The organism is Shinella sp. M31, from assembly GCF_049199205.1.
In the GTDB taxonomy this organism is placed as follows: Bacteria; Pseudomonadota; Alphaproteobacteria; order Rhizobiales; family Rhizobiaceae; genus Shinella.
The window spans coordinates 1-297 of record NZ_JBLZPH010000200.1; the positions used below are offsets into that span (position 1 = coordinate 1).

Here is a 297-nt window from a genome sequence, read left to right on the forward strand (position 1 = left end):
TCATCGCGACCTCGCAGCCGCCGCCCAGTGCAAAGCCGCTGACGGCGGCGATCATCGGCTTGCGGCAGGCCGCAACCTCGTCCCAGCCGGCCGCGAGGTCCTCGACGACGGCCTCGGCAAAACCGTAGGGCTGCATTTCCTTGATATCGGCGCCGGCGGCAAAGGCCTTTTCCGAGCCGGTGAGGACGATCGCGCCGATGCCGGCATCCGCTTCGAAGCCGGCGAGAACGCTCTTCAGCTCTTCCAGCAGCTTGCGGTTCAGCGCATTCAGCGCCTGCGGCCGGTTGAGCGTGATGA

1 protein-coding gene is annotated in these 297 nt (G+C 67.0%); it reads right to left on the reverse strand.

Annotation, left to right across the window (positions count from 1 at the left end; all coding sequences use genetic code 11):
* Positions 1-295 (reverse strand): enoyl-CoA hydratase-related protein (locus ACOZKU_RS27750; RefSeq protein WP_421581610.1); only part of this gene is annotated, 295 nt, incomplete at its 3' end.
* Positions 296-297 lie beyond the last annotated feature (2 nt).